Annotated in this window: 21 protein-coding genes; 12 read left to right on the forward strand and 9 right to left on the reverse strand. The window is 38.3% G+C overall.

What is annotated here, in order from left to right:
• Window positions 1-61 precede the first annotated feature (61 nt).
• Window positions 62-2326, forward strand: a complete 2265-nt coding sequence (locus I5515_RS11730; protein ID WP_199967014.1) for a TonB-dependent siderophore receptor — start codon at window positions 62-64, stop codon at window positions 2324-2326.
• Window positions 2327-2349: 23 nt separating this feature from the next.
• Here I5515_RS11730 and I5515_RS11735 read toward each other — a convergent pair whose 3' ends face one another.
• Together I5515_RS11735 and I5515_RS11740 are read right to left on the reverse strand one after the other, a co-directional pair.
• Window positions 2350-3357, reverse strand: coding sequence for a hypothetical protein (locus I5515_RS11735; protein ID WP_199967016.1), 1008 nt, complete (start codon window positions 3355-3357; stop codon window positions 2350-2352).
• Window positions 3358-3383: 26 nt separating this feature from the next.
• Window positions 3384-4409: an alpha/beta fold hydrolase gene (locus I5515_RS11740; RefSeq protein ID WP_199967018.1), complete on the reverse strand. Its 1026-nt coding sequence runs from the start codon at window positions 4407-4409 to the stop codon at window positions 3384-3386.
• A 286-nt stretch (window positions 4410-4695) separates the two neighbouring features.
• Between I5515_RS11740 and I5515_RS11745 the strand changes: the two genes are divergently transcribed.
• Window positions 4696-5310, forward strand: a complete 615-nt coding sequence (locus tag I5515_RS11745; protein WP_016138926.1) for a carbonic anhydrase — start codon at window positions 4696-4698, stop codon at window positions 5308-5310.
• Between the two features lie 29 nt (window positions 5311-5339).
• On the opposite strand, the gene I5515_RS11750 is transcribed toward I5515_RS11745, so the two are convergent.
• A complete protein-coding gene (locus I5515_RS11750; protein WP_199967020.1) occupies window positions 5340-5963 on the reverse strand; it encodes an arylesterase in 624 nt (207 codons plus the stop codon).
• A 44-nt stretch (window positions 5964-6007) separates the two neighbouring features.
• Between I5515_RS11750 and I5515_RS11755 the strand changes: the two genes are divergently transcribed.
• Window positions 6008-6700 carry an ABC transporter ATP-binding protein gene (locus I5515_RS11755; protein ID WP_199967023.1) on the forward strand — a complete coding sequence of 231 codons (693 nt, stop codon included), beginning with the start codon at window positions 6008-6010 and terminating at the stop codon, window positions 6698-6700.
• Window positions 6701-6703: 3 nt separating this feature from the next.
• Window positions 6704-9166: an ABC transporter permease gene (locus tag I5515_RS11760; RefSeq protein WP_199967301.1), complete on the forward strand. Its 2463-nt coding sequence runs from the start codon at window positions 6704-6706 to the stop codon at window positions 9164-9166.
• Window position 9167: 1 nt separating this feature from the next.
• On the opposite strand, the gene I5515_RS11765 is transcribed toward I5515_RS11760, so the two are convergent.
• Window positions 9168-9977 (reverse strand): rhomboid family intramembrane serine protease, encoded by an 810-nt coding sequence (locus I5515_RS11765; RefSeq protein WP_199967025.1) that lies wholly within the window; start codon window positions 9975-9977, stop codon window positions 9168-9170.
• A gap of 76 nt (window positions 9978-10053) precedes the next feature.
• Between I5515_RS11765 and mtgA the strand changes: the two genes are divergently transcribed.
• Window positions 10054-10731 carry a monofunctional biosynthetic peptidoglycan transglycosylase gene (mtgA, locus tag I5515_RS11770; RefSeq protein WP_199967027.1) on the forward strand — a complete coding sequence of 226 codons (678 nt, stop codon included), beginning with the start codon at window positions 10054-10056 and terminating at the stop codon, window positions 10729-10731.
• A 104-nt stretch (window positions 10732-10835) separates the two neighbouring features.
• Window positions 10836-12914 carry a polyphosphate kinase 1 gene (gene ppk1 / locus I5515_RS11775; protein ID WP_199967029.1) on the forward strand — a complete coding sequence of 693 codons (2079 nt, stop codon included), beginning with the start codon at window positions 10836-10838 and terminating at the stop codon, window positions 12912-12914.
• Window positions 12915-13109: 195 nt separating this feature from the next.
• Here ppk1 and oxyR read toward each other — a convergent pair whose 3' ends face one another.
• The 4 genes from oxyR to rubA all read right to left on the reverse strand — a co-directional run bounded on the left by oxyR (window position 13110) and on the right by rubA (window position 16463).
• Window positions 13110-14018 carry a LysR family transcriptional regulator OxyR gene (gene oxyR / locus I5515_RS11780; RefSeq protein ID WP_199967031.1) on the reverse strand — a complete coding sequence of 303 codons (909 nt, stop codon included), beginning with the start codon at window positions 14016-14018 and terminating at the stop codon, window positions 13110-13112.
• Window positions 14019-14024: 6 nt separating this feature from the next.
• Complete coding sequence (estB, locus tag I5515_RS11785) at window positions 14025-14969, reverse strand: esterase EstB (protein WP_199967033.1); 945 nt, start codon at window positions 14967-14969, stop codon at window positions 14025-14027.
• A 53-nt stretch (window positions 14970-15022) separates the two neighbouring features.
• On the reverse strand, window positions 15023-16204 hold the full coding sequence (gene rubB / locus I5515_RS11790; RefSeq protein WP_199967036.1) for a rubredoxin reductase RubB: 1182 nt from the start codon (window positions 16202-16204) through the stop codon (window positions 15023-15025).
• A gap of 94 nt (window positions 16205-16298) precedes the next feature.
• Complete coding sequence (gene rubA, locus I5515_RS11795; RefSeq protein ID WP_000760495.1) at window positions 16299-16463, reverse strand: rubredoxin RubA; 165 nt, start codon at window positions 16461-16463, stop codon at window positions 16299-16301.
• Window positions 16464-16910: 447 nt separating this feature from the next.
• Here rubA and I5515_RS11800 point away from each other — a divergent pair, with 447 nt between their 5' ends.
• On the forward strand, window positions 16911-17351 hold the full coding sequence (locus tag I5515_RS11800; protein ID WP_199967038.1) for an SRPBCC family protein: 441 nt from the start codon (window positions 16911-16913) through the stop codon (window positions 17349-17351).
• 53 nt (window positions 17352-17404) lie between these two features.
• On the opposite strand, the gene I5515_RS11805 is transcribed toward I5515_RS11800, so the two are convergent.
• On the reverse strand, window positions 17405-17893 hold the full coding sequence (locus tag I5515_RS11805) for a YqiA/YcfP family alpha/beta fold hydrolase (RefSeq protein ID WP_199967040.1): 489 nt from the start codon (window positions 17891-17893) through the stop codon (window positions 17405-17407).
• A 257-nt stretch (window positions 17894-18150) separates the two neighbouring features.
• Here I5515_RS11805 and lysS point away from each other — a divergent pair, with 257 nt between their 5' ends.
• The 5 genes from lysS to cysN all read left to right on the forward strand — a co-directional run bounded on the left by lysS (window position 18151) and on the right by cysN (window position 24256).
• Window positions 18151-19680, forward strand: a complete 1530-nt coding sequence (lysS, locus tag I5515_RS11810; RefSeq protein ID WP_199967042.1) for a lysine--tRNA ligase — start codon at window positions 18151-18153, stop codon at window positions 19678-19680.
• A 187-nt stretch (window positions 19681-19867) separates the two neighbouring features.
• The gene (locus I5515_RS11815) at window positions 19868-21325 is read left to right on the forward strand and encodes a capsule assembly Wzi family protein (RefSeq protein ID WP_199967044.1); all 1458 of its coding nucleotides are present in this window, start codon (window positions 19868-19870) and stop codon (window positions 21323-21325) included.
• A gap of 254 nt (window positions 21326-21579) precedes the next feature.
• Window positions 21580-21711, forward strand: a complete 132-nt coding sequence (locus tag I5515_RS11820) for a hypothetical protein (protein ID WP_199967047.1) — start codon at window positions 21580-21582, stop codon at window positions 21709-21711.
• Window positions 21704-22612, forward strand: coding sequence for a sulfate adenylyltransferase subunit CysD (gene cysD, locus I5515_RS11825; protein WP_199967055.1), 909 nt, complete (start codon window positions 21704-21706; stop codon window positions 22610-22612). Before I5515_RS11820 ends, cysD begins: the two co-directional genes overlap by 8 nt.
• A gap of 30 nt (window positions 22613-22642) precedes the next feature.
• Window positions 22643-24256 (forward strand): sulfate adenylyltransferase subunit CysN, encoded by a 1614-nt coding sequence (gene cysN / locus I5515_RS11830; RefSeq protein ID WP_199967063.1) that lies wholly within the window; start codon window positions 22643-22645, stop codon window positions 24254-24256.
• Window positions 24257-24283 lie beyond the last annotated feature (27 nt).

The raw sequence follows: 24283 nt of genomic DNA on the forward strand, positions 1-24283 counted from the left end.
TTGTTGCAATACGAAACTGAAAAAGAGAGATGTTTAATAAATCAATATATTGGGAATACTTATGTCGAAGCGTATTATCCACTCAGTGCTTTCTGTTTCAGTACTGGCAAGTATGATGTCTATGGCTTATGCTGCACAAAACGAGCAAGAACCAGCTGAACAAGCATTAGAAAAGCCTGCTGAACCTGTGAAATTGGAAACAATTTTTGTAACTGCTGAAGAGCAAGTGAAACAATCGCTCGGTGTATCGGTTATTACCAAAGAAGATTTAGAAAAACTCCCAGTTCGTAATGATATTTCTGATTATGTACGTCGTATGTCTGGGGTTAATTTAACTGGCAATAGTGCAACAGGACAGCGTGGTAATAATCGACAAATCGATATTCGTGGAATGGGGCCAGAAAATACGCTTATTTTAGTTGACGGTAAACCGATTAACTCTCGTAATTCAGTTCGTTATGGCTGGAAAGGAGAGCGTGATACACGTGGTGATTCAAACTGGGTTCCAGCAGAAGCAATCGAATCTATTGAAGTTTTACGTGGACCTGCCGCAGCTCGCTATGGATCGGGGGCCGCAGGTGGTGTGGTTAACATCATTACTAAAAAAGTGACTAATGAAACTCATGGTTCGGTAGAGTTTTATACATCTCAGCCTGAAGATTCTAAAGAAGGTGCATCAAATCGTGTTGGTTTTAACGTAAGTGGACCACTGATTAGAGATGTTTTGTCTTATCGTTTATATGGTAATTACAATAAAACAGAAGCTGACGATGTCGATATTAATAAATCAATAGGCAGTACGGCAGCTGGGCGTGAAGGCGTTAAAAACAAAGATATTTCAGGACGTTTAGCTTGGCAGGCAACAGATCAACAAACGGTTTTATTAGATATTTCTTCTAGCAAGCAAGGTAATATTTATTCTGGTGATTCTCAGTTAAATGCAAATGCTGAAGCCGATGCAATTCTCTCGGAACTCATTGGGAAAGAAACCAATACCATGTACCGCGATAGCTATGCATTAACGCATGAAGGGGATTGGTCTTGGGGTAAGAGCAAGTTAGTTGCTCAATATGATAAAACTCACAACAAACGTCTTCCTGAAGGTCTGGGCGGTAGCACAGAAGGAAAAATTAATAATCTTGATGATAAAGCTACTTCACGCTTAGAGACTCTTCGGTTGAATGGTGAAGCCAATATTCCTTTTGAATATTACGTACCGCACGTATTAACGCTCGGTACTGAATGGGTTGAAGACAGATTTAAAGATAATATTTCGACAAATCAGGGTACAGATAGCAGCGGTTCAGGTTATGGCGATCAATTAGTTAAAGGCAATCGCAGTAAAATGGAATCGCGGATTGCTTCTGCATATATCGAAGATAACTTAAAACTTACAGACAGCACCGATGCCGTGTTCGGTTTGCGTTTCGATGATCATAGTAAATCTGGTTCTAACTGGAGCCCAAGCGTAAACATTACTCAAAAACTCAATGATTATTTCACTTTAAAGGGTGGGGTAGCAAAAGCTTATAAAGCACCAAACATGTATCAAAATGCCGAGGGGTACTTACTCAGTACAAACGGCAATGGTTGTCCAGCCAATATTGATTCGCGTTGTTTATTACAAGGTAATGGTGATTTGAAACCAGAAACTTCTGTGAACAAAGAGTTAGGCATCCAGTTCCAAAAAGATATTGTCAACGCGAGCTTAACGTGGTTCCGTAATGACTATAAAGATAAAATTGTAGCAGGTACAAATGTTGTTGGAACTGTAGATGGTTCAAGTACTAATTCGAGTACAGGTGCTGTGACAGAGACGAAGTGGAATGTCTTGCGTTGGGAAAATACACCTAAAGCATTAATTCAAGGTTTTGAAGGAAGCTTGGGATTAGATTTCGGTAACATTCGTTGGACCAATAACTTTACTTATATGATGGATTCAAAAGATAAGCAAACGGGTAACCCATTATCTTTGGTTCCAAACTATACGATTAACTCAATTTTTGATTATGACATTACTGATCAGCTAGATGTGAATTTTGTATTCACTCAATATGGTCGTCAAAAATCACGTCAATTTGCTGAAAATAGACTCGAGTCTGGCATTGGCTCTGGTGGAACAAATTCTGCAATCAAACCGAGTACTGTAAAAAGCTATAGTACTGCTGGAATTAACATGGGCTATAAGTTTACTGACAACATCAGTACACGCGTAGGTGTGAGCAATCTGTTTGATAAACAAATTTTAAGAGACAGTAATTCAATTAGCCAAACCTATAATGAACCAGGTCGAGCTTATTATGCTTCTTTAAAATATTCTTTTTAATAAACAGAAATAACAAAGGCGCTTTAAGCGCCTTTGTTATTTAAGATATTTAAGGTTTTTTCAGAATAATAAAACTTTTCTAAGTACGCACGAGCACGGCGTCTTAAATGTCCTGTTGTGATTAATTGCTGTAGTACAGGCACAAGTAATTGAGTGATTTCATGTTTAACAAGGCTTTCGTCAATATTTAAATCGCGAAGTAATAAGTCAAAATTACGTTCCTGATTGCGCACATACCAAGTGTAAATACCATCATGGACTTGTTGTTTTAGGTATGGCGTTTGACGAATGTGGTCCCAGATTTCATGTCCTAAACCCACAGTTTTTGATAGGTCTTGGACTTCTACATAATTTTTCAAAACAGACAGCGGCATGGTTTTAATTTTATGCCAGATATTTGCCTGAAAATGGTAGAGCTTATCATTGTCAAAATGTTGATTTAAAACACGCTCACTCATTTGACTTAATTTTAAAATATTCTTTTGCAAATAATGATTAATCGTATCGTCTAAATTAGAGTCGGTTACTGTTTCTAAAACAGATTTTCCCATCTTCATAAAACGACCGACGCCTGGTACTCGTTTTGACATAGATTCATCTAAGTAGTCATGCATCGTTTGCTGAATCAATTGAGTCAAAAGTGCTGAAAATGCTGGATTATTGACAATCGTTTTAATGAGCTTTTTACGATGTTCTTCTTTATTTGCAACGTATTGTGCAATTCCGTCAATTGTTAAAACAGGAATTACATCCTCAATAGTTGTACTGTCATTAGCAGGATGGATAAGTGCAAAACGAATATGTTCAGCAATCTGTTCAATCAGAAAGTCGGAAGCAGGTTTTTCTAAAACCTGTTTTTGAATGAGCTGTTGAATTTGTTCAAAAGTCCACAGATGTTGTAATTGTCGGCTACCCAACCAATGATAAAATTGCTCAAACTCGTGTTGGATGACATTTGCCTGTGCAAATTCCTCATCTAAAAAATCTAGATGAGCTTCAATTAGTTCTTCTATGAGTGGTTGGGTAGACATAAGGTCTCACAAGTCCAAAGTTTAAATTAAGGTGTAGCTGTTTTTGTCGACTGGTTTGTTTCGACTTTCATTAAAAACGGCAAATACTGTTGAACAACCAGTTGCTCTGCTTCCAATATTGGCATATGACCAACATTTTCCAAAATCACAGGTGATTGAGCATTTTTTAAAAGTCGTTTGAGTTCATTTGCAACTTCAACATTAATAATCTTATCTTGCTTGCCCCATAAAATCAGGGTTGGTGCATCAATAGTTTTTGTTAAAACTGCAAATGAGTCAGGAGTGTAAACCTTATTCAGGGCAATCAGCTGATCAACCAGTTTTTGAGTTTGAGGTGCTTGATTAATCATGAGTTTCTCTTGGGCTTCAAGAAACTCTTTCGGGATAAATGGTGGGTTAAACATGGTTTGCTTTAGCAAATAGTTAAAGTCACCTTTTTTAGATACAAGTAGTTGTTTTAAATAAACTGGATCTTTTAAATAAATTGTATTGGCAGAACGGAAAATTCCGCCGCTATCTACTAAAAACAGACTTTTTGTTTCAAAAGGATATTGACCCGCATAGAGAAGGGCAATAGAACCGCCGAGTGAGTGACCGGCGATATGGATTGGACCTTTTAAATTTGCAGCTTCGACAAAACGTCGTAATTTCTCAGCAAGATTAGGAACTGAATAATCGAAATTTTGTGTAACTACAGTTTCACCGCTGCCAGGTAAATCTGGAATAATGACATGATAATTTGTCGTGAGATAGCGAGCGACGCGGTTCCAGTTATCACGACTTCCCCCTAAACCATGGATGAGTAATAAAGTAGGTTTAGTAGTAGAACCCCCTTCACTATATGACCATGTCACATCACCAACTTTTAAACTTTTACTTTGTAGACCTGCCCAGTTTCGCTCTTGCTGCAAAATATGTTGAAAACTTACATTAAACGTATCTGCTGCCTGTGTCTGGGAAATACCTATTACCGAGGTAAAACTAGATGCCAAGGTAAAAGCTATAGCAGCTTTTTTAAATGCAGTTTTGATCGATACGGACAGTGTGGTCATAAGATTTCATCCTTGAAGCATAAGCGAGTTGGAAAATTATTGAAAAACTTTGCCAATGAGTCATTTGCTAAACGATTAAAAGGGAGAAAATTATAGTCAATCCGAGAACCAAAGTATGTCTATTTTTTCACTAAACAGTATAGGGTTATCTACTCATATTGGCTTAAGAACCCAATAAATATTTTAAACTCCATTCCTAGAAAGGATTTATTTTTTTGTCAGTGACATTCAAATTTTGACACATTAAAATGTTTTTTAATCTTGAAAAAAACAATGGAAATATACGATGCCCACTGCGCAAGAAGTTTTAGATCGTCTGAAAGCTGGTAATCAACGATTTGTAAATGGAAATACTTCCCTTGCAAAAACCTTATCGCATCATGAACGTGCTGAAATGGCAAAGGATCAAAATCCGTTTGCGATTGTATTAGGCTGTTCAGATTCTCGTGTTCCTGCAGAAATGGTATTTGATCAAGGTCTTGGCGACTTATTTGTAATCCGTGTTGCTGGAAATGTTGTTGCTCCTTCACAAGTCGGTAGTGTTGAGTTTGCAGCCGAACGATATGATTGCCCGGTTGTTGTTGTTTTAGGACATAGTCATTGTGGCGCAATTCAAGCTACGATTGATACATTAATGAATCCTGATCAACCGCCATCATCTAACTTAATGTCGATTGTGAACCGTGTTCGCCCGTCTGTTGAAATTTTGATGCAAACTGATTTAAAGAATGATTTGAAAAAATTATCATGCCATGCAGTACGTTCAAACGTTTTTGCATCGGTTAATCAATTACGCCATGGTTCAAGTGTACTTGAAAGCTTGATTGCACAAGGTAAATTAATTGTTGTTGGTGCTGAATATTCGCTAGAAACAGGCGAAGTTACTTTTTTTGATTTCTAAAAATTAAAAATGAGAAAAATGAAAGGTGCCTATAGGGCACCTTTTATGTATGGATAAGCAAGATTAAGTAGTTTTGATTGTGCTTGTGTATTTGGGTGAATCAAGTCATTTTGCATCAGCTGTTTTTGACCTGCGACACCCTCTAAGAAAAATGGTAGTAATTTTACCTGATATTTTTGACTTACAACTTTATAGTTGTTTTCAAAAGCTTTACTGTAAGCCGTGCCATAATTTGGTGGAATTTTCATACCCAAAATAACAACTTGTGCTTTTTGTTTCTGACTTAATTGAATGAGCTGAGTTAGATTATTTTGAATCATTTGAGGGGGTTGCCCGCGTAAACCATCATTTCCTCCTAATTCAATCACGACCACATTTGGCTTATAGGTCTGTAAAAGCTTCGGTAATCTCGCTAATGCTCCACTTGTTGTTTCCCCACTAACACTTGCATTGACCACTTTGTGCTGTTTGGGATACTGTTGATCTAAACGCTTTTGTAGTAATTGTACCCAACCTTGTTTGGGATCAATTCCGTAACCGGCACTAATACTATCTCCTAAAATTAAAATAGTTTTCGCCGATACAAGCATGGGCAGAATACTCAATGAGATGAGCATGATGCTTTTAGAACCAATCAAAAAAGATTTATACATTTGTACTTCGACCCTGATTCTGAATACATAGGACTTTTGACATCATGCCACAACCCATCATTGCTGCCCATCAAGTTACACAAACTATTCAGATCAACCAAAATCAGTTTACGATTTTAAAAGATATCGATTTAGAGGTTTATGAAGGTGAGCAGGTGGCGATTACTGGGCGTTCTGGCTCAGGTAAATCGACCTTGTTGGGAATTTTGGCTACTTTAGATCAGCCATCAGAGGGAGAGATTTGGTTGTGTGGTCAAGCAGTTCATCACTTAACTGAAGAACAACGTGCCCAGATTCGAATGCAGCATATTGGTTTTGTATTTCAGTCTTTTCAACTTTTACCTCAGTTGAGTGCACTTGAAAATGTCATGTTGCCCTTAAGATTACGCAAAGATTTTGATTATAAAACGGTTGAGAAAAAAGCCTTAGATTGGTTACATAGAGTAGGGCTTAGTCGTCAGGTAGAGCAAACTCCTAAAGTCTTATCGGGAGGGGAGCAGCAACGTGTGGCAATTGCACGGGCACTCATTGCAGAGCCACAAATTATTTTTGCGGATGAACCTACCGGAAATTTAGATGGACAAACAGCACAGGAAATTGAAACCCTACTCTTTGATTTAAACCGAGAGTTAGGTACGACTCTTATTTTGGTTACTCACGACCATAATTTAGCGGCCCTTTGTCAGCGTCATATTGAATTAGATGATGGTCGCTTAAAGATGGTACAGGGTGGTTAAATGATGCGTAATCTTCTAAAACCACTTTTACTTCAAAGTTTCCGCACGGGTGGTCTGTATCTACTTATTATTGCTCTATCACTTGCGATTAGTGCGACAACCGCTCTTAAATTTAGTAATGACCAAGTTAAAAATGCGGTAAGTCTGCAAGCCTCTCAAATGTTAGGTGCTGATTTAGTTCTTTCAAATAACGAACCAATAGAGGGAGCATGGAATAAAAAGGCGCAGCAGCTTGGCTTAAAGCAAACCAATGTCACTATGTTTAGTTCTATGGCACACACTCAAGATCAGTTTGTCATGGTCAATGTAAAAGCGATAGAGCCTTTATTTCCACTAAGAGGGCAGCTTGAGATTGCTCCTCATACTAAAGGCATTCGGTCTGGAGACGTCTGGCTAAGTCAGAGAGCGGCCGATTTACTGAAAGTAAAATTAGGAGATATCGTTTCCATCGCAGATGGCACTTTCCGTTTTACTGGCGTGATTGTGCATGATTCAAATCAGGAACTCGGTTTTTCAGGCTTTTCTCCAACGGTTATCATTCATCAAGCTGATATTGCTAAAACCCATGCGATTCAGACTGGAAGCAGGATTGACTATCGTTTATTAATGGCAGGTAACTCTGAACAGGTTCAGACTTTTTCTAAGCAGTTTAAACAGCAGCATCAAGCTAAGAATAAAGAATTAGATGAAACAGCTGGTTTGCGGTTACGTGATGCCAGTGAATCGAACAATAGGTTATTACGTCCGCTTGAAAACCTCGATACCTTTTTGCAATTGGCCAATATTTTAACGATTTTATTATGTGGTATTGCCATTGCTTTAACGAGTCAAAGATATGTACAACAAAACCAAGATCATATTGCGCTGATCAGATGCTTGGGAGCAAGTAAGCTCCAAATCTTATTGGCGTATATAGGGCTGCTTGGTATTGTCAGTGCGATTTCAATTGTTTTGGGCAGTTTATTAGGTTTGATCATGGGTTATGGCCTGCTTCAGCTTATGCTGCAATTAATTCCTCAATTAGAATTAAGTTTTTCAGTCATACCACTTTTAGTGGGGCCTTTACCGATTGCCATTTTTACCAGCGTAATTGTACTGCTTGGATTTATTCTGCCAAGTATTTGGGAGCTTTTAAATACGCCTCCAATTCGAGTTATTCGTGAGCAAGCAAAATCTCGGAAATCTTTATTTTTTATGTTCTTTGCTGGTATTAGCAGCTTGATTGTTTTTAGTTTGGTTCTAAGTGAAAACTTGATGCTCAGCATTATGGTTTTGGCTGCGATTATCGTTCTTTGTATTTTGCTGTATACAGCTGTTTGGCTCTTGCTTCGTAGTTTAAAAAAGATGAAAAATCGTTTGTCTTTTTATATTCGTTCGCCCTCGCAAAGTGCCTTACAAATTACTGCACTGGCTTTAGGCCTAAGCCTCATTACTGTGTTAAGCGTATTAAGAACAGATTTATTACAGCGTTGGCAGCAACAACTTCCTGAAGGAACCCCGAATCAATTTGTTTATGGTCTACCACCTTTCGATTTAAAAGCTTTTGAGCAGCAGTTAAAGCAAAATGGTTGGCAAGGTACGCCTTTATATCCAAATATTCGTGGTCGATTGCTCGCAAAAAATGATGTGCCTTTTTCTGAAGAAGCCATAAAGCAAAATAATTCTTTGCGTCGTGAATTAAATTTAACTCAGTCGAATCAATTACCGAATGACAATGCAATTACAAAGGGGCAGGCTCAGTTTAATAGTGTTGGACAAGTTTCAGTCGAGGCAAAAACTGCTGAAAGTCTAGACATTCAAATTGGAGATAAGCTGATTTTTAGTTTGCCGGAAGGCACATTACAGGCCAAAGTTGTTAATTTTCGAAGCGTAGAGTGGGAAAGTTTTAGTCCTAACTTTTTCTTTATTTTTTCACCTAAAACGTTAGATGAAAATGCTGGAAGTTATTTGGGTAGTTTTTATGTTCCTAAGCAAGAACAGCCCAAAATGATCAATATTATTCAGCAGTTTTCGAATACTGTCTTTATTGATGTTGACCGTATTTTGGATGAAGTAAAACGCTTAATGAATGTATTAGTCAAAATTGTGACTGTACTCGCGGCTTTGGTCGGTTTTTCTGGGGTATTAGTACTGATTGCTTGTTTAAATCTATTAATGGATGAGCGCCGCCGTGAAGTTGCTTTACTACGTTCATTTGGTTTATCAAAAAATAAAATGAAGCAAATGCTCAGTTTTGAGATTGGGTTTTTAGGGCTTTTAGCAGGCATTATTGCCTGCTGTTTTGCTGAAGTAATTAGTGCGATTGCAAGTTATAAAATGAATATGGCCTTACAGTGGCATTTAGAAATATGGCTAATTTTGCCTCTTTCAATGATGTTGATTTGTGCCCTTATTGGTCGATATCGACTCGGTTATCTTTGCAACTTACCGCCTTTGCAAAGTTTAAGAGAACTGAACCAGATTTAAATTAGGGAAGCATCTCAGGGTTTTGAATCAAAATTTCATGCCAAAGTGGAAATAGTGGTGAATTGAGTTGATTACAGTAGATATAGAATCCGGTAGTTATCAAAAAGGCTCCCAAAACACCTAAAAATTTTAAGGTCGTACTAAGTTTAGTACGATAACTTAAATACCAAATCAGGGCGAGAAATGCGCCAATAATCATCCCGCCGACATGGGCAGCATTATTAATTCCTGTGGCGACAAAACCGAAAATAAGGTTAATCGCCATAATCATTAATAATGCTTTCTTGTCTAGTAGGTAGGCTTGATGAGGCAATGGTGGAAATAATGAAAGAACAGTTAACGCTGCACCTAGTCCCATCACGGCGCCTGAAGCGCCTGCACTTACATGGGGAAGTAAGCTCTGATCGAAATGTTGTAGTAGTTCATGCCCATGTTGAATGTTGATATAGCTACTTAAAAGGCTGCCAAATAGGCCAGCAAGCAAATATAGGCCTATAAAATATAGTCGGCCAAATAATGCTTCAGCTACATTACCAAAAACATATAAGGCCCACATGTTGAGCATAAGGTGAATGATACCAAAATGGAAAAACATGCTGGTAAATAAACGTTCTGGCTGCCCAGAAAAAGTAAGTGGTGTAAAATCTGCTCCCCAATGAAGGGCATCTTTTATAGCGGGGTCACTAATATCGACACCGGATACAATTTGCCAGATAAACAAAGCGACATTAATCGAGATTAGTAAGGCGGTCAGCCACCAAGTTTGTACATTGAGTTTACGATTAATGTGCGGAGGCTGATATTGAGTCATGCTATGCTTTTGTTATATATGAACATGCTTTACAGCTTAACATGAAAAAAGTTGAATACAGGAGATCAGGACGAACATGAAAGCTTTTATTGTTCGCGTGTTGTTAATTTTTATTGGGGCGATTCTCCTTATTCAGCTTTGGATTTTTTCAAGTTTGGTCTGGTGGCGTACACATGAAGTGGATACCACCATGTTTATGCGGATTGATTATTGGTCTGATACTTCTAAACCAATTATTCATGAATGGCGTGACTATGATGATATTAGCGACAATTTCAAGCATGCTATTTTAGCGGGTGAAGACGCAAAATTTATTCATCATCATGGGTTTGACTGGAATGGTATTCGTTTTGCACTCGAGCGCAATAATGAAGAGGGAGAAGTGGTTGCTGGCGGTTCTACAGTCTCTCAGCAATTAGCAAAAAATTTATTTTTATATAATAAACGTTCTTTCATTCGTAAGGGCCAAGAAACTCTAGCCACATGGATGATGGAGCGGATGTGGTCAAAACACCGAATTCTTGAGGTATATATGAACTCGGTTGAATTTGGCAAAAATCTGTATGGTGTTGAAGCCGCTGCTCAATATTATTATGGTAAAAGTGCCAAAAGCCTAACGCGAGAACAAGCTGCCTTTTTAGCAGCGTTATTGCCTGATCCGAAATATTATCAAGATCATCATGATGATCGTAAACTACAATATAGAAAACGCGTTATTTTACGTTATATGAATAGCACCCCAATTCCTGAATAATGCTGTGTTAAAGATGTGTTATTTTTTTAGTTTTTATCAAATTGACATAATTTTGAAGCATACTGATTGATAGAGATTTTGGTTGGAAAGAGATAGAGTTAGACATGAATACAGCGATTACAGCAACGACCCCAACAGAATATAGTTATAATGACCGTTATATAAATCGTGAATTGTCTATTCTTGACTTTCATTTGCGTGTATTGGAACAAGCAGTAGACCCTTTACATCCATTACTTGAACGTATGAATTTCTTGCTCATTTTCTCACGTAATTTAGACGAGTTTTTTGAAATTCGTGTTGCGGGAGTTATGGAACAATTTTCTTTAGGTAATGAAAGCCGTAGCCCAGATGGCCTAACGCCTAGACAGGTTTTACAACAAATCTCTGAAACTGCTCATGCTGCGATTGAACGTCAATATCGCATTTTAAATGAAGAAATCTTACCTAAACTGCGCGAAGAGGATATTTGTTTTCTTCGTCGCGGTGAGTTGACACCAGCACAGTCGGCATGGATTAAAAAGTATTTTCAGGAGCAAGTTGCACCTGTATTAACGCCAATTAGCTTAGACCCGGCCCATCCGTTCCCACGTCTGGTGAATAAGAGTTTAAACTTCATTGTGACACTAGAAGGTAAAGATGCTTTTGGTCGTCAAATTGATTTAGCTGTAGTGCCAGCACCACGTTCATTACCTCGTGTGGTCCGATTACCAGATGAATTAACAGGTGGTAAAGAACACCATGTCATGCTATCTGCAATTATCCATGAACACGTGTCAGATTTGTTCCCTGGAATGACAGCAACTGGATGTTATCAATTCCGTGTTACCCGTAATGCAGATTTGGCATTAAATGAAGATGTTGAAGATTTAGCTAAAGCTTTAAAGGGTGAATTAAGTTCTCGTCGTTTTGGTCGAGCGGTTCGCCTAGAAGTGACTCATAACTGTCCACAGCATATTTATGAGTATTTATTAGAAGAATTCGATTTAACCGATGAACAGCTATATAAAGTTGATGGCCCAGTAAACTTAGCTCGTTTGGTTTCAAATTTTAAACGCCCTCATTTGCGTTATGATTCACATACACCAGTTGTACCTAAAGTGTTTAAAAAGACTGAGAGTATTTTCTCGGCCATGCAGAAACAAGATATTTTACTCCATCATCCGTTTGAATCTTTTGCACCTGTAATTCAATTACTGCGTGAAGCTGCTCGTGATCCACAAGTCTTGGCAATCAAGCAGACTTTATATCGTAGTGGTGCTGACTCAGAAATTGTACAGATTTTGGCAGAAGCGGCACGTAATGGAAAAGAAGTAACGGCTGTTATTGAATTGCGTGCTCGGTTTGATGAAGAGTCAAATATTGAAGTAGCGAACGTTTTGCAAGAAGCGGGGGCTGTGGTTGTTTACGGTATTGTAGGTTATAAAACTCATGCCAAAATGATTATGGTGGTACGCCGTGAAAACAACAAATTGGTACGTTACGTTCATTTAGGAACAGGTAACTACCATGCCATGAATGCTCGAATTTACACAGATTATGGTCTTATGACGACCGATAAAGATCTATGTGAAGATGTACATCGTATATTCCAAGAATTAACGGGTATGGGTAAAATGGCGAAATTGAAAAAGCTATTACATGCGCCATTTACTCTACATGCTCAGCTCATTAACTTTATTGATGACGAAATTGCAAATGCTAAGGCAGGGCGTAAAGCCCAAATTATTGTTAAAGTGAATGCCTTAACTGAAGTTCAATTGATTAATAAATTATACGAAGCTTCTCAGGCTGGTGTTCAGATTGACCTGATTATTCGTTCGATTTGCTGTTTACGCCCGGGTTTGCCTAACTTATCAGAGAATATTCGAGTGCGTTCAATTGTAGGGCGTTTCCTTGAGCATACTCGTGTTTATTACTTTAGTAATAATGGTGATGCACGTATTTACTGTTCAAGCGCAGATTGGATGGACCGTAATTTATTTAATCGTGTTGAGGCATGTTTCCCTGTTGAAGACCCTGCATTGAAAAAACGTATTTACCAGCAAGGTCTGGTGAACTATTTACAAGATAATCAGCAGGCTTGGTTGTTACAAGGTGATGGTACTTGGATTCGTGCTGAACCAGCAGAGGGTGAAAAATTGCATAATGCTCAAAGGGCATTATTGGAAATCATTAAATAATGAACTCTCAAGATTAAATCTAAGCCGACATTTTGTCGGCTTTTTTAATTAGCTGAAATTTAAAGTAATTTAGTTGGTTTTTCTAAGTGGTTCTTGCATAAATCATAATAGTTTAAATATGCAATCTGCTTGGGTGTTTAAGTGGGCATCTTTAACACCCCTATAAAGTAAAAAGGAGTCCGAAGACTCCTTTTTTTATTCATGTAATCTTGTCGTGATTTTCTGCATAATTTGCAGTAATACATCGAACTCACTTTGCAATGGCGTACTTTTACGAGTCACCAGTGCTAAAGTACGGCTCGGTGCATCTTCAATCGGTTTTGCAGTAATCTGATCATTAAACTTGATCATACTATTTTCAATTGCAATTTCTGGTAAAAGCGTAAAGCCTAAATCAGAAGAAACCATTTCAACTAACGTTGGTAAAGAGCTTGCTTTTAAACGGTTGTCGTTCTTACGCTCACCGATAGGGCACGCACTCAAAACGTGGTCACGTAAACAGTGGCCTTCCTCAAGCAATATTAATCTTGATAAATCAAGATCATCTAGAGAGTTTGCTTGAAGCGCATTCGCATCTTGTTTACTACATACAAGGTACAAATTTTCTTTCGCAATCTCAGCGACTTTCAGACCTCTAGTGTCAAATGGTAGAGCAAGAACGATCATGTCTAGATTACCGTGTTCTAGACGCTCTACAATTTTTTCACTTTGTGCTTCATGCAAATGCAGTTGAATCTTTGGTAACTGCTGATGCACTTCATCAAGTAACCGTGTCAGGATAAAAGGTGCAATGGTTGGAATAACACCCAAATGCAAATCACCTGTTAACGGTTCACTCATTTCACGGCTCAAACGCATTAAATCTTGAGCATCTGCTAGTAGTACACGGGCACGAGCAACGACTTGTTCACCTAAAGGTGTTAAACGCACATTCTGACGATCACGTTCTACCAGAACGCCACCTAATAACCGTTCAAGCTCCATGATGCCGCCTGATAACGTCGATTGAGTGACAAAAGAGCGGCGTGCTGCTTCAGTAAAATGCAAAGTTTCCGACAACGTAACTAAATATGATAGCTGTCTTAGTGAGGGTAATGCAGCCATAGTGTCCTAGTCTGATGATTTAAAATGATGCGCAAATAAACCGCTAAGCTGTGGAATAAAATGTGCAGGGATATCATGCCCCATTCCATCAATTAATTCAAACTTAGCACCGGAAATTGCTTTTGCTACAGCCTTACCGTGGCTAGGTGGAAGTAAGCGATCGCGAGAGCCATGTAAGACTAAAGCAGGTTGCTTAATGTCACGGTCTAGTTGTAGTAAGGAGCCTGTACATAATATTGCTAAAAACTGCTGAAGTACACCAGCAGGATAGTAGCTACGTTGATAAAGCTTACGTGCAGTTTGTATTGCTTCAATCTGGTTGATATAACCAGGTGAACCAATTAGTTGAAATACTTTTAAGCTATGATTAACAATCCCTTCTTCATCACGCGTCTCTGGTTTGCCAATTAAACTCAAAAGTTGTTTTGGAAATGGTGGTGGTAAAAAGGGCTGATTATTGCTTGTAAACATAAGCCCTAATTTCTCAACCTTTTCTGGATATTTTGCTGCAAGAATTTGAGCAATCATCCCACCCATTGATGCACCAATCACATGTGCTTTGGTCACGCCTAAACGATCAATCAGCATGGATACATCATCTGCCATATCATGCAGAGTATAAGGTGCGCCCTGATTAGTTAACCCCAATGCAAAGCGACCCATCAGTTTCATGGTATTTAACCGTTTACCTTCATGACGTACTTTTGAAGAAAGGCCAATATCACGGTTATCAAAACGAATAACACGAAAACCTTGATCAATGAGCGATTTACAGAAAAAGTCCGGCCAAAATAGCATTTGAGCACCTAAGCCCATAATCAGCAAAATGGTTGGATGTTCTGGCTTTCCACCTATTTCTACATGTAATTCAATTCCATTGCCTAAGTTGACTTTGGTTTCTTGCATGAAAGATGTGTAAGGTGAAATGTTAAACTGTAAGGCGCTATTCATGTTATTCATTCCTTAAAGGAATACTCTCTAAGTGAGCATTCCTGATACAAACCTTATGCTTGGGCTGGAATAAGATCTGGAACAAGCTTTGTCAAAGTTAAACGTTGTTTACCTGCGCTTGCACCTAATAATACGAAACCACGTAATGTTCCTTCATTGTCAATTGCTTTAGCAAGCATACCATCGTCGAACTCTTCTGTTTCCCAGTTTATTTCTACATCAACTGGAGCTGGCAAAACTGTAAGTGGGGCTGCCGGAGTTTTTACTGCAACAGGCATAGCAGGGTAGTGAACGGCAGTTTGTTGTCCACTAAGTGTTTTTGCGAGGGCACGAGCTTGTTGCATAATCGGCATTACATAGGGAAGTAAAGTACCGTTTACCTCTGCGCAATCCCCAATTGCATAAATGTCTGCTTGATTTGTTTCCAGTAAGCCATTGGTAATAACACCACGGCTCGTTTGAATATCAGCACTTTGAGCAAGCGAAATATTTGGCTGTAATCCAATCGCAGAAAGAACAATGTCAGCAACCAAAGTTTGTCCGTTTGCGAGTGTTATCGCATAATCTTCGCCATTATTAATTTTACTCACTTTTTCAACGGTGGTTCCTAGGGCAAATTTTACTCCAGCTTCCTCAAGACTGTGCTGGAAAGCAGACGCAATATGTGCTGGAAGTAAACGCCCCAATGGTTGAGGAGCCAAATCAATGACTGTGATGTCATATTCACTATGAAGTAAGTCGTTGGCAAATTCACAACCAATTAAACCAGCACCCAAAATAACAACACGTTTGTCTTTACGCTGAGCTAGATTTTCACGAAAAGCGCGGTAATCGATCAGTGAGTTCACGACATGAATGTCATCGCTACCATCACCTGCAATTGCAAGGCGAATTGGGTTAGCACCCACGGCTAAAATTAGTTTTGAGTAGGGTTGCTTAGACGTTACACCATCCTTTTTAAGAACAAGCTCATGGTGTTCAGCTAAAATCTCTTTTACAAAAGTAAAAGGCTCAATACGCATATTGAGTTGAGTTCCCATTTTTGTAGCATCGCCTAAAGGAATTTGTTCAGGTGCTTTTTTACCTGCAAATGCATTTGACAATGTTGGCTTTGCATAATTCACTGCATCATCCGCACAAATCATTACAAGTTCTTGCTCTGGGCTAAGCTTACGAAACTCACGTGCTAAGGTATAACCCGCCATGCCTGATCCGATAATGACGATAGGATGCATTTTTTTCTCCAGAGTTAGAATTATTTATTTAATACGGTGATTGGGAATATTCGTAAAAAAGACCATGTCGATCATGGCCTTTTACTTTAAGTTCTTAGATTTCGATCATTTCGAAGTCAGCTTTTGAAACGCCGCAATCAGGGCAAGTCCAGTCATCTGGAATATCTTCCCATTTTGTTCCAGCTGCAATGCCGTCTTGTGGCCAACCTTCCGCTTCGTCATAAATCCATCCACAAACGATACATTGATATTTTTTCATGAGACTCTCCGCACTGATAAGTTTGCTCAAAGCTGCCTTTCAGTAAAACTATTCCATCTATTAATAATGTAACTACGATCCGGTCAATAATAACCAATGTGCCTTTGATCGGATATCAAATTTTTACGCAGTTCTACATTCAAAGTAAAGTAAATAACGGAGTTTAATCATTCGTAAGCAAAGATGAATGGCAGGTTAGGACAAATAAGTGGTTATTTAGGCAAAACTTGGCCATAAACTAATAATAACTAATGCATTCTTATCGTTAATTTTAGACTTAATTTTATTGATGAAAATATGCTGAAATAAAGAGTACCTCATCATTTAAAAGATTCATCTCATACGAAAGCTAAATAACAACAAACTACGATGCTACAGAATGTCATTATTAAAACTGAAAATTAAAATTTTCTGTCATTAAGACGGTATAAATCAGGGAAGTGAAATATGGAAAATTTAGTATATGAAGTGGAAATTGAGGCGCCTATAGAAAAAGTATGGGACATCCTTTGGAATAGTGAAACATATAATGCTTGGACGAAATTCTTTGCGCCAGATTCCTCTATGCGTACTGACTGGCAAATAGGTGGTAAAACTTATTTTCTGGACGGTGAAGGAAATGGGATGGTTTCTACCATTGAACAAATGCAAAAACCGGAAATATTGATTTTTAAACATTTGGGAATGATTAAGGAGGGTAAAGAAGATTTAGAAAGTGAAGAGGTTAAAGGTTGGAGTGGTTCCTTAGAAAAATATTTTCTAACTCAAAAAGATAATATAACTACTTTAAAAGTTGAGTTGGCCACCTTGCCTGAATATATGGGCATGTTGAAAAGTGGCTTTGTTCAAGGCTTTGATGTAGTTAAAAAAATGGCAGAAGTAAAATAGTACTTCGTTTACTCACCTATAAACGGGTTTTTCTAAAATCAAACGATATAAACTTAAGCCAAATATTTTTTATAAATTTTCATAATGAGATCATTAATTCGCGAAGGATAGGCTAGGCGATGATGCCCGCCTTCAAAAGTCTCAATATTCATATAAGGAGCAAGTTTTTCTTGAACATGGTACATATCAAGTTGCTCATCTCCTAATTCTAAATACGCCATTTTAGGGTTAGAGAGAGTGAGCTCTTCTTCAGAAAGTTGAGGATAGTCTGCCCGAAAATTAGGTGTAAGACTTGGATTCGCCACAATCACAGCTAATTTATGTTGAGCAGCAGTTTTTAGTGCCCAATAGCCTCCAATGTTATGGCCCACCAATAAATCTGGTTTGATCGTCTGAATTGCCTGATGGTAAAAGTACTCAACAGATGCATAACTTAAGTTACGATAATCGACGTCAATACAAAATTTTTCAGGATGTAAAATGGCATGGAACTTTGTCGATTCACGAGTAGAATCCAAGCCATGCAAAAATAGAATTTTCATTATTTACTACACAATCTCATTGATAAAATAAAAGGCAAATAGGGCCTTTTGAATATCGAGGTTATTTGGATTTTTTTATATTTTACTAAATGCTTTAAAAAATGATCTTAGCGATTGGTCTAAGTCATTTTGCCTTTAAAAAGTAGTGTTCGGTTCTATAAAATTGTCTTTTTCATTTTTGTTTGATTGAAATCATTCGAAAAACTCCCGCAATCTGTTAAGATATAGCCCTTAATTTTTACTTAATCGAGGCAGAGATGACGCAACAAAACGCTCAATCGACTTCTGAACCAACTATTTCCGAAAACGATTTAATTGCACAGCGTCATGCCAAATTAAAGCAAATCCAAGATGTTGCGAAGGAAACTGGAAAGAGTCCTTGGCCGAATACGTTTAAGCGTGAACACTACGCTGCTGATCTACAAGAACAATTTAAAGATCAGTCGAAAGAGCAAATTGAAAGCGCTGAGCATGTCTATGTGAAAATTGCTGGTCGTGTCATGTTAAACCGTGGTTCTTTCATGGTTATTCAAGATATGACAGGTCGTATTCAGTTATATGTTGACCGTAAAGGTTTACCAAAAGATATTCTTGAGACCATTAAAGGTTTAGACCTTGGTGACATTATTGCTGCTGAAGGTTATATCGGACGCTCAGGAAAAGGTGACTTATATGTTCACCTAGAAGGTTTTGAGCTTTTAACGAAATCGCTTCGCCCGTTACCTGATAAATTCCATGGTTTAAATGACACAGAAGTTAAGTACCGTAAACGTTACCTTGACTTAATTGTGAATGAAGAAACACGTAAAACTTTTGAAATCCGCGCTAAAGTTGTTGCAGGTATTCGTGCATTTTTAAACAATGAACGTTTCATGGAAGTTGAAACGCCAATGATGCATGTGATTCCAGGTGGTGCATCTGCACGCCCATTCGAAACACATCACAATGCTTTGGATATGCCTTTATTCTTGCGTATCGCACCTGAGCTTTATTTAAAGCGTTTAGTTGTTGGTGGTTTTGAACGTGTGTTTGAAATTAACCGTAACTTCCGTAATGAAGGGGTATCAACGCGTCACAACCCTGAATTTACGATGATCGAGTTTTATCAAGCTTACGCTGATTATAAAGACTTGATGGAATTAACTGAAAACATGCTTGAAAAGCTAGCCCTTGATATTTTAGGTACAACTGATGTGCCTTACCAAGGTGAAGTATTTAGTTTTAAAGGTCCATTCAAGAAAATCTCTATGTTTGATGCGATTTTAGAAAATAACCCGCAATTTACGCCTGAAAACGTTGGCGACCGTGAGTTCCTTGCTCAATTTATTCGTGAAGAATTAAAAGAACAAGTTAAGCCTGGTTTTGGTTTGGGTAAGCTTCAAACGATCGTATTTGAAGAAACTGTTGAGACTAAACTTCGTCAGCCAACATTTATTACTGAATACCCAGCAGAAACTTCTCCACTTGCTCGCCGTAATGATGATAATCCGCACATTACCGATCGCTTTGAGTTCTTCATTGGTGGTCGTGAATTGGCAAATGGTTTTAGCGAGTTAAACGATCCAATTGATCAGGCTGAACGTTTCCAAGCTCAGGTTGCAGAGAAAGATGCTGGTGATGATGAAGCAATGCATTACGATGCAGAGTTCGTTGAAGCACTGGAATATGGTTTACCACCTACAGCTGGTGAGGGTATTGGTATTGACCGTTTGGTTATGTTGTTTGCTGATGCACCAAGTATTCGCGATGTAATTTTATTCCCGCACATGCGTCGTAAAGAAGGTTAATCTTCTCTAAAGACAAAAAAGGCAGTATAAATACTGCCTTTTTTATTACCTATATATCTCAAAAACTTACCTATTTACACTAATCTTAAAATAGCGTTAAAAAATGTAATTGCACAGTTTAACAATTGCAAAGTTGTGATAAAAAATTTAAGGTGTTGCTCATAAATAACTTTGAGAATTGGCTGGCATGTTTCTAAGAAAAACACTTTCGATTGCAATATTGGCAACTGCCTCATCAGCTGTTTTTGCCCAGGGTTTGGTGCTTAATAATGATGATTTACGTACAGATTTAAATTGGTTGAATCAACAAGGTGTTATTAACATTAGCACTTCTACTTGGCCTTTAAGTGGCGATGAAATTCAACGCGCACTTTCTCAGGCTAAAGTAACTCATCCGGCTCAACAAAAAGTTATTAATTCAGTTCTTAACGCATTAAAAGCAGATAACGACACAGTTAAAGTAGGTGCTTTTGCTGGGACAGATATCAAGAATATTCCGCAAGCATTTGGAGATAACCAAAAATCACAGTATCAAGGTTCTGTAGAATTTAATGCAGGTGGTGAAAACTGGGATGCAAAAATCCGAGTAAACGCAGAAAAAGATCCTCAAATTGACAGTGGACATGATGCCAATGTAGAAGGCTCTTATGTAGCAGGTAAACTCTGGAACCAATGGGTTGTTGCAGGTCAAATCCCGACATGGTGGGGCCCAGGGCATGATGGTAGTTTAATTCGTGGTGATGCAAGTCGTCCAGTGTATGGTGTAACCATGCAGCGTGCTGTACAAGATGCTTTTGAAAATAAATGGTTATCTTGGATTGGGCCTTGGCAATACCAATTATTTGGAGGTCAATTAGATGATTACAAAGCTGTTCCTCATGCTAAATTAATGGGTATGCGTCTAACTGCGCGTCCAGTTCCAGCATTAGAAATTGGTGCTTCACGGACACTCCAGATTGGTGGTAAAGGCCAGCCAGATAGCTTTAAAGCTTATTGGAATGCATTTATTGGTAAAGATAATGGTTGTACAAATACTGACTGTATTGGTGTAGATAACCCATCTAATCAGTTAGCAGGTTTTGATGCTCGTTTACATCTACAACCTTTATTTGATATTCCAGTCAGCGTTTATGGACAATATATTGGTGAAGATGAAGCGGGTTACTTGCCATCAAAGAAAATGTATTTAGCTGGTGCTGATTATTCTTCTATAGTTAAAAATATGCCTTATCAACTCTATGCTGAATGGGCTGATACGCGTACTAATGGCGAGGTAAGTAAAGTTTCATATACTCACCATCAATATACAGACGGTTATTATCAACATGGTTTCCCTCTAGGACATCCAATTGGTGGTGATGGTCAAATGTACTCAGTAGGTGGTGATATTCGCTTTGACCCGATGAACCGCTTAAGTGGTCGTGCAATGGTCGTTAAAGTGAATGAATCTAATTTAGCAATTAATAAAGCTTTCCCTAAAGAAGATAAAATCAAAGCCCTTGATTTAACTTGGACGCATTACATTAAACCTGATCTTCCATTAAAAATTAATGGTTGGGTTAGTGACTCCGATTTGGTAGGTAATGATTCAGGTGCATCTATTGGGATTGAAATTCCACTAGAACGTAAAATGTTTGGTTTCTAAGATTAGACCATGCTTTAGAAAAGAGAAGCTATTAAGGCTTCTCTTTTTTTATGGTTTTTAGAGAAATCTAAAGAGTAGATGATGATTTGCTTAAGTTGGCTACACAAGTTACGATTGCCAAGTTATGCAAGTGAATCAGCATATTACCTGTATATGATGAAATCGAATATCAATATGAAAAAACAAGCAAAAGAAATCGGTTTTAAATCACTATAATGCATAACTAATGCTATAAGCCATATAAAGGCTTGTGGTTGGATTATCTATCACGAAAAATTGGAGTTGTTATGGCACTCGTTCCTCCACATGGTCTTCTAGGTGGTGGTTTAACACTACTTCTAGATTTTATGGGCAAAATGGATAGAGAAGGACGTGTTCATGACTGAATCAAGACTCACACATCTCAAGCAACTTGAAGCTGAAAGCATTCATATTATTCGTGAAGTTGCTGCTGAATTTGAAAATCCGGTGATGCTTTACTCAATAGGTAAAGACTCTGCAGTAATGCTTCATCTGGCGTTAAAAGCATTTTATCCAGCTAAACTTCCATTCCCATTATTACATGTAGATACTGGGTGGAAATTTAAAGAGATGATTTCATTTCGCGATAACATGGCAAAAACGCATGGCTTCGATTTAATTGTTCATCAAAATAAAGAAGGTCGTGAAGCTGGAATTAATCCATTCGATCATGGCAGTTCAAAATACACAGATATTATGAAAACCCAAGCTTTGAAACAAGCTTTGGATAAATATCAATTTGATGCTGCTTTTGGTGGCGCACGCCGTGATGAAGAAAAATCACGTGCAAAAGAACGTGTTTATTCATTCCGTGATAGTAAACATCGTTGGGATCCGAAAAACCAGCGTCCTGAACTTTGGAATCTTTACAATGGTAAAGTGAACAAAGGTGAAAGTATTCGTGTATTCCCTTTATCTAACTGGACTGAGTTGGATATCTGGCAATATATCTATTTAGAAAATATTCAAATTGTTCCTCTTTATTTCTCTGATGTTCGTCCAGTTGTAGAGCGTAGCGGTACATTAATCATGGTTGATGATGAACGTATGCGTTTAAAAGAGGGTGAAGTTCCACAGATGAAGTCTGTACGTTTCCGTACGCTTGGCTGTTATCCATTAACTGGTGCAGTTGAGTCTGAAGCAGATACGTTACCTGAAATTATCCAAGAGATGCTTTTAGCCACTAGTTCTGAGCGTCAAGGTCGTATGATTGACCATGATGAAGCGGGCTCAATGGAAAAGAAAAAGCAAGAAGGCTATTTCTAAGACAATTTCTAAATTTGTGGAGTTTGAGCAATGTCTCATCAATCAGAATTAATCAGTCAAGATATCTTGGCCTATTTGAAGCAACATGAACAAAAAGACCTTCTACGCTTTTTGACTTGCGGTAACGTAGATGATGGTAAAAGTACTTTAATTGGACGTTTACTCTACGACTCAAAATTGATTTACGAAGATCAATTGCAAGCTGTAACGCGTGATAGTAAAAAAGTAGGAACTACGGGTGATGCACCAGATTTGGCATTACTTGTAGATGGCTTGCAAGCTGAGCGTGAGCAAGGTATTACCATTGATGTGGCTTACCGCTATTTTTCGACAGAAAAGCGTAAATTTATTATTGCTGATACACCTGGGCATGAACAATATACCCGTAACATGGCAACAGGTGCGTCAACTGCTGATCTTGCAATTATCTTGATCGATGCGCGTTATGGTGTGCAAACACAAACACGTCGTCATACTTTTATTGCAAGCTTACTTGGTATTAAGAATATTGTTGTTGCCATTAATAAAATGGACTTGGTTGAATATTCACCTGAACGCTTTACTGAAATTCAGATTGAATATGATGCTTTCATTAGCCAGTTAGGTGATCGTCGCCCAGCTAATATTTTGTTTGTTCCAATTTCTGCTTTAAATGGCGATAACGTTGTAAATCCATCAGCTCATACTCCTTGGTATAAGGGTCAAACCTTGATGAGTATTCTTGAGTCTGTGGAAATTAGTCGCGAATCGAACAAACATGAATTCCGTTTTCCAGTTCAATATGTAAACCGTCCGAACCTCGACTTTCGTGGTTTTGCTGGTACTGTTGCTTTGGGTGAAATTAAAGTCGGTGATGAAATTGTTGCATTACCATCAGGTAAGCGCTCAACAGTTAAAGAAATCGTCACTTTTGATGGTAACCTTGAGCATGCAGTTGCGGGGCAAGCCGTTACATTAACATTGAACGATGAAATTGATATTAGCCGCGGCAATGTATTAGTACGTGCAGGTGAACAGCCATTAATTTCACGCAGTGTTCGTGCTTCAGTGGTATGGATGAATGAACATCCACTGGTGAAGGGCAAGTTGTACAACGTTAAGATTGGTACTCAAACTGTTCCAGCCAAAGTGACCAATATTCACTATCGTGTGAACGTAAATACACTTGAGCATACTCAGGTAGAAGAGCTTGAGTTAAATGCAATTGCAGACGTTGTTGTTGAGTTTGATGCGCCAGTCGTATTTGATCAATATCAAGATTCACGATACACAGGTTCATTTATTTTCATTGATCGTTTAAGCAATGTAACGGTTGGTGCGGGTATGGTTGAGTCTGCGGTAGAATGGACGGCTCATAGCAATCCAGTTACTGCCGAAGACCGTGCTGCTCGTTTAGGTCAAAAACCTGCTGTTATTGGTGTTTCTGCACAATTAATTGAAAAAGCTCAAGCCTTAGAAAGTTTATTGATCCAACAAGGTGTAGTTGCAATTGTGAAAGCAAGCTTAACAGCTGAGCAATTGGTTCTATTGCGTGAGACGGGTGTTGTAATTATCACAACTTCTGTGGATGGCACAGATACAGAGATAACTGCTGAAACGTTAGAAGAAGCGGTAGAAAAAATCGTGGAATTGGTTCGTCTTTAATAGATTGAAATGAGTTCTAAAAACCCG

Origin of the sequence: Acinetobacter calcoaceticus (assembly GCF_016508255.1) — a bacterium.
GTDB classification, from domain to species: Bacteria; Pseudomonadota; Gammaproteobacteria; order Pseudomonadales; family Moraxellaceae; genus Acinetobacter; species Acinetobacter calcoaceticus_E.

Excerpts from the sequence above, each read along its gene's own strand:
- oxyR (WP_199967031.1), bottom strand. The coding sequence starts at position 14,018 with ATGGCTGCATTACCCTCACTAAGACAGCTATCATATTTAGTTACGTTG.
- rubA (WP_000760495.1), bottom strand. The coding sequence starts at position 16,463 with ATGAAAAAATATCAATGTATCGTTTGTGGATGGATTTATGACGAAGCG.
- ppk1 (WP_199967029.1), top strand. The coding sequence starts at position 10,836 with ATGAATACAGCGATTACAGCAACGACCCCAACAGAATATAGTTATAAT.
- cysD (WP_199967055.1), top strand. The coding sequence starts at position 21,704 with ATGACTGAATCAAGACTCACACATCTCAAGCAACTTGAAGCTGAAAGC.
- I5515_RS11760 (WP_199967301.1), top strand. The coding sequence starts at position 6,704 with ATGCGTAATCTTCTAAAACCACTTTTACTTCAAAGTTTCCGCACGGGT.
- mtgA (WP_199967027.1), top strand. The coding sequence starts at position 10,054 with ATGAAAGCTTTTATTGTTCGCGTGTTGTTAATTTTTATTGGGGCGATT.
- I5515_RS11735 (WP_199967016.1), bottom strand. The coding sequence starts at position 3,357 with ATGTCTACCCAACCACTCATAGAAGAACTAATTGAAGCTCATCTAGAT.
- I5515_RS11745 (WP_016138926.1), top strand. The coding sequence starts at position 4,696 with ATGCCCACTGCGCAAGAAGTTTTAGATCGTCTGAAAGCTGGTAATCAA.
- I5515_RS11740 (WP_199967018.1), bottom strand. The coding sequence starts at position 4,409 with ATGACCACACTGTCCGTATCGATCAAAACTGCATTTAAAAAAGCTGCT.
- lysS (WP_199967042.1), top strand. The coding sequence starts at position 18,151 with ATGACGCAACAAAACGCTCAATCGACTTCTGAACCAACTATTTCCGAA.
- I5515_RS11805 (WP_199967040.1), bottom strand. The coding sequence starts at position 17,893 with ATGAAAATTCTATTTTTGCATGGCTTGGATTCTACTCGTGAATCGACA.
- I5515_RS11750 (WP_199967020.1), bottom strand. The coding sequence starts at position 5,963 with ATGTATAAATCTTTTTTGATTGGTTCTAAAAGCATCATGCTCATCTCA.
- cysN (WP_199967063.1), top strand. The coding sequence starts at position 22,643 with ATGTCTCATCAATCAGAATTAATCAGTCAAGATATCTTGGCCTATTTG.
- I5515_RS11800 (WP_199967038.1), top strand. The coding sequence starts at position 16,911 with ATGGAAAATTTAGTATATGAAGTGGAAATTGAGGCGCCTATAGAAAAA.
- estB (WP_199967033.1), bottom strand. The coding sequence starts at position 14,969 with ATGAATAGCGCCTTACAGTTTAACATTTCACCTTACACATCTTTCATG.
- I5515_RS11755 (WP_199967023.1), top strand. The coding sequence starts at position 6,008 with ATGCCACAACCCATCATTGCTGCCCATCAAGTTACACAAACTATTCAG.
- I5515_RS11730 (WP_199967014.1), top strand. The coding sequence starts at position 62 with ATGTCGAAGCGTATTATCCACTCAGTGCTTTCTGTTTCAGTACTGGCA.
- rubB (WP_199967036.1), bottom strand. The coding sequence starts at position 16,204 with ATGCATCCTATCGTCATTATCGGATCAGGCATGGCGGGTTATACCTTA.
- I5515_RS11765 (WP_199967025.1), bottom strand. The coding sequence starts at position 9,977 with ATGACTCAATATCAGCCTCCGCACATTAATCGTAAACTCAATGTACAA.
- I5515_RS11815 (WP_199967044.1), top strand. The coding sequence starts at position 19,868 with ATGTTTCTAAGAAAAACACTTTCGATTGCAATATTGGCAACTGCCTCA.